Origin of the sequence: Desertibacillus haloalkaliphilus (genome assembly GCF_019039105.1) — a bacterium.
Lineage (GTDB): Bacteria > Bacillota > Bacilli > Bacillales > KJ1-10-99 > Desertibacillus > Desertibacillus haloalkaliphilus.
Window position 1 is genome coordinate 1 of sequence record NZ_JAHPIV010000523.1, and the last position, 343, is coordinate 343.

At 47.2% G+C, this 343-nt stretch carries 1 protein-coding gene; it reads right to left on the minus strand.

The genetic code is table 11. The annotated features are described in order from the left end of the window. Nucleotides 1-60 precede the first annotated feature (60 nt). The coding region (locus tag KH400_RS23110) for an alpha/beta hydrolase family protein (protein ID WP_217228631.1) at nt 61-343 on the minus strand (283 nt) is incomplete at its 5' end.

Consider the following 343-nt stretch of genomic DNA (forward strand, 5'->3'; position numbering starts at 1 on the left):
GACATACATATAGCAAATCAGCCATCCCCCAACACAAGTTGAGAGATGGCTGATTTTTTATTATTTAAGCGTCTTGTCTAACCATTCAAACATGACGATCAATCGCGCATTGCGTAAGTTCGGTAATCCGTTACGAGACACACCGCGCCATGATTGCGGGAAACGCACCATTTCAACCGGCGTATCCGTCAACGTCTTCACCGCCGTGAAATACATTTCCGTTTGCGCAATCGGCGTCCGTAAATCATATTCACCATGCATCATGAGCAGTGGCGTTTTAACCGCCCCAGCGTACGTAATTGGCGAGCGCTTAATCAATTCTGCTCGACCAGCTTCCGTATAT